This is a genomic window from Streptomyces sp. RP5T (assembly GCF_003933965.1).
GTDB lineage: Bacteria > Actinomycetota > Actinomycetes > Streptomycetales > Streptomycetaceae > Streptomyces.
In genome coordinates this window covers 1-6,996 of the sequence record NZ_RSAJ01000441.1, presented here as the reverse complement: position 1 = coordinate 6,996, position 6,996 = coordinate 1, and the positions used below count along the sequence as shown (strand labels likewise).

Annotated in this window: 8 protein-coding genes; 4 read left to right on the top strand and 4 right to left on the bottom strand. The window is 71.7% G+C overall.

Translation table 11 applies throughout. The features are described 5' to 3' along the window. Together EHS43_RS32785 and EHS43_RS32780 are read right to left on the bottom strand one after the other, a co-directional pair. On the bottom strand, nucleotides 1-885 hold an 885-nt coding region (locus EHS43_RS32785), incomplete at its 3' end, for a serine/threonine-protein kinase (protein ID WP_148104139.1). Between the two features lie 41 nt (nucleotides 886-926). Beyond that, nucleotides 927-1,775, bottom strand: coding sequence for a menaquinone biosynthetic enzyme MqnA/MqnD family protein (locus tag EHS43_RS32780; protein ID WP_125194304.1), 849 nt, complete (start codon nucleotides 1,773-1,775; stop codon nucleotides 927-929). Nucleotides 1,776-2,060: 285 nt separating this feature from the next. On the opposite strand from EHS43_RS32780, the gene EHS43_RS32775 reads away from it, so the two are divergent. Next, a complete protein-coding gene (locus tag EHS43_RS32775; RefSeq protein ID WP_003992177.1) occupies nucleotides 2,061-2,264 on the top strand; it encodes a cold-shock protein in 204 nt (67 codons plus the stop codon). Between the two features lie 124 nt (nucleotides 2,265-2,388). On the opposite strand, the gene EHS43_RS32770 is transcribed toward EHS43_RS32775, so the two are convergent. Beyond that, nucleotides 2,389-2,940, bottom strand: a complete 552-nt coding sequence (locus EHS43_RS32770) for a helix-turn-helix domain-containing protein (RefSeq protein WP_185806515.1) — start codon at nucleotides 2,938-2,940, stop codon at nucleotides 2,389-2,391. Between the two features lie 68 nt (nucleotides 2,941-3,008). Between EHS43_RS32770 and EHS43_RS32765 the strand changes: the two genes are divergently transcribed. Genes EHS43_RS32765 through EHS43_RS32755 form a run of 3 tightly spaced genes read left to right on the top strand, consistent with a single transcriptional unit; the run spans nucleotide 3,009 to nucleotide 4,655 of the window. Beyond that, the gene (locus EHS43_RS32765) at nucleotides 3,009-3,677 is read left to right on the top strand and encodes an AzlC family ABC transporter permease (RefSeq protein WP_125194302.1); all 669 of its coding nucleotides are present in this window, start codon (nucleotides 3,009-3,011) and stop codon (nucleotides 3,675-3,677) included. Further along, complete coding sequence (locus EHS43_RS32760) at nucleotides 3,674-3,988, top strand: AzlD domain-containing protein (RefSeq protein WP_125194301.1); 315 nt, start codon at nucleotides 3,674-3,676, stop codon at nucleotides 3,986-3,988. The genes EHS43_RS32765 and EHS43_RS32760 overlap by 4 nt, the downstream gene beginning before the upstream one ends. A 31-nt stretch (nucleotides 3,989-4,019) precedes the next feature. Further along, a complete protein-coding gene (locus EHS43_RS32755) occupies nucleotides 4,020-4,655 on the top strand; it encodes a class I SAM-dependent methyltransferase (RefSeq protein ID WP_125194300.1) in 636 nt (211 codons plus the stop codon). Here the strand turns inward: EHS43_RS32755 and kstD are convergent. Then, nucleotides 4,652-6,382, bottom strand: coding sequence for a 3-oxosteroid 1-dehydrogenase (gene kstD / locus EHS43_RS32750; RefSeq protein ID WP_125194299.1), 1,731 nt, complete (start codon nucleotides 6,380-6,382; stop codon nucleotides 4,652-4,654). The two genes, EHS43_RS32755 and kstD, sit on opposite strands and share 4 nt — an antisense overlap. Nucleotides 6,383-6,996: the final 614 nt, after the last annotated feature.

Sequence of the window (6,996 nt, the reverse complement as noted above, 5' to 3'; positions counted from 1 at the left end):
GTTCAGCAGCTGTACGGCGCTGCGCCCCACCTGCTCGACCAGTGCCCCGGGCAGCCACCCCGCCGCCACCAGCCGGGCCGCGCCCTGCGGAGCCAGCCGGCGGGCCACCTCGCCCGGAGTCGGCCGGTCCGGCGCCGACTTGAGCAGGCACTTCTCCACGACCTCCCGCAACTCGCCGCTCAGCGAGCCGAGTTCGGGCTCCTCGTGGACGACCTTGTAGAGCAGGGAGGCCGAGGAGTCCCCGGGGAAGGGCGGCGTCCCCGTGGCCGCGTAGGCCAGGACCGCGCCGAGGGAGAAGACGTCCGCCGCGCCCGACACGCCCTTGCTCAGGATCTGTTCGGGGGACATGTAGCCGGGCGAGCCGATCGAGACCCCCGTGGAGGTCAGGGACGCGGTGCCGTCGGTGGCGCGGGCGATGCCGAAGTCGATGAGGAGGGGGCCGTCGACGGTGAGCAGGACGTTGGAGGGCTTCACGTCCCGGTGGACCAGGCCCAGTTCGTGCACGGCGGCGAGCGCCTCGGCCAGCCCCGCGCCCAGGACCCGTACCGAGTGCTCGGGCAGCGGGCCCCCGTCGGTGACCGCGGAGGTCAGGGAGGGGCCGGCCGCGTACCCGGTGGCGACCCAGGGCACCGGCGCCTCCGGGTCGGCGTCCAGGACCGGGGCGGTCCAGGCCCCGCCCACTCTGCGCGCCGCGTCCACCTCGCGCCGGAAGCGGGCGCGGAACTCCTCGTCGAGTGCGAAGTGCGGGTGCACGATCTTGACCGCGACCGTGCGGCCTCCGGCACTGCGGCCGAGGTAGACCCGGCCCATGCCGCCGGAGCCCAGCCGGCCGAGCAGCCGGTAGGGGCCCACGGCGGTGGGCTCGTCGACGCCGAGCGGCTGCATCCTGCCTCCCCCGTAAGTCCCCCGTAAGGTCTGGATGCAGGTTACGGCTGAAGCAGTTCCACCTTCACGTCCGCGGGGAAACCCGTCGTCGGTCCCACCCTGCGGGCGAACTCCGTGACCGCCGCGAGCTGGGGGCCGCCGAAGCGGAAGTCCAGGGTCGTGAAGTACTTCTCCAGGACCTCCTCGTCGAAGGCCTCCCAGCGGGCCGCCTGCTCCGCGACCTTGCCGACCTCCTCCAGGGAGAGGTTGCGGGAGGCGAGGAACGCCTCGTGGACCTTGCGGGTGATGACCGGCTCACGTTCGAGGTAGTCCCGGCGGGCGGCCCACACCGCGAAGACGAACGGCAGCCCCGTCCACTCCTTCCAGAGCGAGCCGAGGTCGTGGACCTGGAGGCCGAAGCGGGGGCCGTCGAGGAGGTTGGCCCGCAGCGCCGCGTCGCCGATGAGGACAGCCGCCTCCGCCTCCTGCATCATCAGGCTGAGGTCGGGCGGGCAGGTGTAGTAGTCGGGCCGGACGCCGAAGCGGTCGGCGAGGAGGAGCTGGGCGAGGCGTACGGAGGTTCGCGAGGTCGACCCGAGGGCCACCCTCGCTCCGTCCAGTTCGTCCAGCGGGACCTGCGAGACGATGACGCAGGACATGACCGGGCCGTCGCAGCCGACGGCGATGTCGGGGAAGGCGACCAGGTCGTCCGCGTTCTTGAGGAACTCGACCAGGGTGATGGGCCCGATGTCGAGGTCTCCCTGCACCAGCTTCTCGCTGAGCTTCTCCGGGGTGTCCTTCGTGAGCTCGAAGTCGAGGAGCGTGCCCGTCCTCGCGAGCCCCCAGTACAGGGGCAGGCAGTTCAGGAACTGGATGTGGCCGACGCGCGGCCGGGTGCGAGAATTGTCCACATCGCGACACTAGACCCTTTGGGGTACGCTTCGGACTCCGGCCCCAGGGTCAACGCCTTTCCGATCTTCAAACATCCGGGTGACGTGATCTTGGCCTCTATTGCTTTCGGCTGCCTGCGTGCTAGGCTCGCCGCAAGTTGCAGTTTGGTTTCCCTTGCAGTACAGAGCCTGCGGAGCATGTAACCGCGGGCTCTAGTCGTTTTCAGAAGAATGCAGTTGTGCGGCACTGTTTTCACACTTGCAGGTTCTGGAGCAGGGCAACCCTTTTGGGCCCAAGGAGGGCTTATGGCTACCGGAACCGTGAAGTGGTTCAACGCCGAAAAGGGCTTTGGCTTCATCGCCCAGGAGGGCGGCGGCCCCGACGTCTTCGTCCACTACTCCGCGATCAACGCGAGCGGCTTCCGTTCGCTGGAGGAGAACCAGCAGGTCTCCTTCGACGTGACCCAGGGCCCGAAGGGCCCGCAGGCGGAGAACGTCACCCCCGTCTGAGCGATCCCGTCTCATAGTGATCCCGTCTCATAGGCGCTCCAGCCTCTGATCCGGACCTGAATGCAGTACCCAAGGAGCCCCGCGCCGCACGGCAGCGGGGCTCCTGCCTTTCCCGGCCCCGTTCTCACACGTGCTGCATGACGAGCACGAAGGTCGTGCCGGGATCGAGCGCCTCGTACGAATGGGCCACGTCTCCGCGGTACGTCATGTAGTCGCCGGGATGCAGCTCGACCTCCTCCCCGGCGGGTCCGGCCTTCACCCGTCCCGTGCTCACGATCAGGTGCTCCACGGTCCCCGGGATGTGCGGCTCCGATGCGCGCGCAGGTCCCGGCTCGGCCCGCAGGTGGTAGATGTCCCGGCGCGCCCCGGGCGGGCTGGCGGACAGCAGGGTTGCCGCGAAGTCGGCCTTCTCCGAGGCCAGGGTCGGCCCCCGGCCCGCCCTGACGACCTGCACGGACGACACCGGCGGCTCCACCAGCGTGCTGAACGGCACCCCGAGCGCCACGCCCAGCGCCCACAGCGTCTCCACGCTCGGGTTGCCGCCCGCCGCCTCCAGCTGGGACAGCGTGGACTTGGCGATGCCGGCGCGTTTGGCCAGCTCGGAGAGGGAAAGGCCGGCGCGCGTGCGTTCACGGCGGAGCGCGGCGGCGATCCAGTCCAGGGGGCGTTCGGGCATGCTGTTCGCTCCATCGGTACGATCGTTCGCCTTGACGAACATGACTCCTCCCGTCCACTGTAGTGAACATGCGTACGGCAGAGCGAACAGCCCTGGTCCGTGACAGCGCGCTCGTCTGGCTGGCGAGCGGGGTCGTGGGCGTCTCCTTCGGCGCGATCGCCGTGACCGGCGGCCTGCCGGTGTGGGTGCCGGTGGTGATGTCCCTGGTCGTGTACGCGGGCTCCGCCCAGTTCAGTGCGGTGGGTGTGCTGCTGGCCGGGGGCGGTCCGGTCGCCGCGGCGGCCACGGGCCTGTTCCTGAACGCCCGTACGGTCGCCTACGGCCTGGCGGTGGCCGACATCCTCGGCCGGGGTCGACTCGCCCGTCTCCTCGGCGCCCACCTGGTCACCGACGAGACCGTGGCCTTCGCGCTGGCCCAGCCGGATCCGGCGCGGCGCCGGGCGGCGTTCTGGGTCTCCGGGGTCGGCCTGTTCGTCGTCTGGAACCTCGGCGTCCTGGCCGGGGCCCTCGCCGGGGGCGCGCTGGGCGACACCGGCACCTACGGTCTGGACGCGGCCTTCCCGGCCGTGCTCGTCGCCCTGGTGCTGCCCGTCCTGCGCGCGGATGCGGCCGTACGGCGTTCCGCGCTGCTCGGCGCCGGGCTGGCCCTGGCGGTCACCCCGGCCGTCCCGGCGGGTGTGCCGGTGCTGGTGGCGCTCGCGGGACTGGTCCTGCACGGCCGCGGGAGGGCGGCGTGAACGCGACGATCGCCATGATCCTGGCGCTGGCGGTCGGCACGTACGCCTTCCGGCTGCTCGGCCCGGCGCTGCACGGACGGGTCGAACTGCCGCAGCGGGCACAGGAGTTGCTGTCCGCCGGCGCCGTGGTCCTCCTGGTGGCACTGCTGGCGACGGGAGCCCTGACGGAGTCCAGCGACTTCGCGGGCTGGGCCCGCCCGACCGGAGTCCTGGTGGGGGCCGCACTGGCCTGGCGCAGGGCACCGTTCGTGGTGGTGGTCCTGGGGGCGGCGGCCACAACTGCCGTACTGCGGGCGGTCGGTGTCGCGTGAGTGTCAGTGGGGGCCGCTAGGGTCCCCCGCCATGACCGACACCGACTTCGTGACCGCCACCCGCACCTTCTACGACACCGTGGCCGAGGACTACGCCGAGCAGTTCCGGGGCGTGCTCACCGTCAGCCCCCTGGACCGGGTGCTGCTGTCCGGGTTCGCCGAGTTGGTGGGGGACGGACGCGTCGCCGATCTGGGCTGCGGGCCCGGACGGATCACCGCTCACCTCGCCTCCCTCGGGCTGTCCGTCTTCGGGCTCGACCTCTCGGAGTCGATGCTGGCCATCGCCCGCCGGGAGAACCCGGGGCTGCGGTTCGAGCAGGGCTCGATGCTGGAGCTGGACCTTCCCGACGGGGCGCTCGCCGGTGCCGTGTCCTGGTACTCCTCCATCCACACGCCTGCGGACGAACTCCCGCGCCTGTTCTCCGAGTTCCACCGCGTCCTGGCACCGGGCGGGCACCTCCTCGTCGCCTTCCAGGCCGGCGACAAGGACCGGCATCACGACCGACCGTGGGGGCGGCCGGTCGCGCTGACCTTCCTGCGGCGGCGGCCGGAGCAGATCGCCGGGTTGCTGCGCGCGGCCGGATTCTCGCTCGTCTCGCAGACGGTGCGCGAACCCGGCCCCGAGGAGGTGTCCCAGCAGGCGTTCCTGATCGCCCGCCGTCCCTAGAGCACCCCGGCGAGATCCCGCGCCGCGACGTACCCGAAGGTCATCGCGGGGCCGATCGTCGAGCCGGCGCCCGCGTAGCTGTGGCCCATGACGGCCGCGCTGGCGTTTCCGGCGGCGTACAGGCCGGGGAGGACCGAGCCGTCGGGGCGCAGGACGCGGGCGCGGGCGTCGGTGACCAGGCCGCCCTTGGTGCCCAGGTCTCCCGGGACGAGCTGGAAGGCGTAGTACGGGGGCAGCCAGAGCGGGGCCAGGCAGGAGTTCGGCAGGACCGAGGGGTCCGTGTAGTAGTGGTCGTAGGCACTGTCACCGCGGCCGAAGTCCGGGTCGTCGCCCTTCAGGGCAAGGGAGTTGAAGCGGTCGACGGTGGTCCGCAGGGCGCCGGCCGGCACGCCGATGGACGCGGCGAGGGCGTCGACCGTCCAGGCCTTGTGGGCGGCGCCCGAGCCGTACCAGTCGGCGGGCAGGACGAAGGTCGGCGCGATGTCCCTGAAGAGGTACCGGTTGCGGTAGTTCTGGTCGACGATCAGCCAGGCCGGGATGTCGGGGTCGGTCGGGTTGCGGTCGTACATGGTGTGGACGACGTCGCTGTAGGGGGCGGCCTCGTTGACGAACCGCCTGCCCGCCGCGTTGACGATCAGCCCGCCGGGCAGGGTGCGTTCGGCGAGGCAGAAGTACGGGTCGCCGGGGAGCGGAATGGCCGGTCCCCACCAGGCGTCGTCCATCAACGCCACGTCAGCGCCCAGGCGTTGCCCGGCCCGGATGCCGTCCCCCGTGTTCTCCTTCGCGCCCACGGTCCACTCCGTGCCGATGGGCCGGCGCTGGTACTGGGCCCGCATCGCCGCGTTGTGCTCGAAGCCGCCGGAGCCGACGATCACGCCCCGGCGGGCCCGGTAGAGGCCGCCCGGGGTCACGGCTCCGGCGACGGCGCCGTTCTCGACGTAGAGCTCGGTGAGGGGCGTGCCGAGGCGGACGGGCACGTTCGCGTCCAGGAGCCCCTTCCTCAGCCCGGCCGCCAGCGACTGGCCCATGGTGAGCGGGGTCTGCCCGAGCAGGGCCGCCTTCGTGCCCCGCGCCAGGCACTCCGCGGCGACGGCCGCGCCCTTGACGCTCACGGCGGACAGGGCGAGCCACTTGTAGTCGGCGCTGAACACGACCAGGCCGGCGGGGACGTCGAGGTACGGCGGGTTCAGGTGGGCGAGTTCGGCGCCCAGGAGCTTGCCGTCGAACTGGTCGGGCTCGATGGAGCGGCCGTTCGGCAGGCCGCCCGGGAGCTCGGGGTAGTAGTCGCTGTACCCCTCCATCCAGCGGAAGCGGAGCGGGCTGTTGGCCATGACGAAGGAGATCATCGCGGGGCCGTGCGCGAGGAAGGCCCGCTGCCGGGCGGCGGGGACGTCGGACCCCACGACGGCGGCGAGGTAGGCGGCCGCCTTGGCGGGGGTGTCCGGGACACCGGCGGCCAGGACGACGGGGTTGTTGGGGATCCAGATCCCGGCCCCGGACCGGGCCGCGGACCCGCCGAAAGTGGGCGCCTTCTCCAGCACCACGGTGCTCAGCCCCTGCTTGGCGGCGGTGAGCGCGGCGGTCATGCCGGCGGCGCCGGAACCGATGACGACGACGTCGTACGTCCCGAGAGGCGGCAGGTCGGCGGCGCTCGCGCCCTGCTGCACCCCGGCGGCGACGGCCGCCCCGGCCCCGGCGGCCAGCAGGTGTCTTCGGGTCACGCTCATGGTCGGGTCCCCCCTGCGGTCGGTATGGACGAAGGGTCCGGAACGTCGCGCGGGGCTCTTGAGAAGTCAAGGGGCGTGCAGGAAGGAAGGAGTTTCCCGCCAGGCGAGTTGGCTCGGGAACGGCCTGAACCGGGTCAGCAGGGCGGCGAGGAGTTCGGGACCCTAGCGCTCACGGAAGGTCGGGTCCCGGCGGGTGAGGTCGAGTTCGTTGGCGGTTTGCAGAGCCGGAAAGTGTGTGCGAGGTCGAATCTGCGCAGGTAGGGCGCCACCAGCGGTCGATGTCGGCAGCGGCGGCACCAGTTACCGAGGACCACAGCCACACGGGCTCGGGGTTGCGGTCGCCGGGTAGGTGGGCGACCTCTAGGCGGATCAACCTACCCTCGATGAAGGAGAGTTCGCCGTCGCAATCGAGCCAGCAGGTGCGGTGGGCCAGCCGGAGGTGCAATCGGTCCCAGCTCCGGGCGGTGGCGGCGTCGTAGCGGGTGGTCTCGGTGGTTGTGGTGTGGTCCGGTTCAGGCCAGGTGGCGGACCTGGCGAGCGCGAACTCGGGGCCGTGCGGTTCGAGGCCCCAGGGGGAACGGGAGTTCTTGGGGCGAACGGGTGACCTTTTCGGG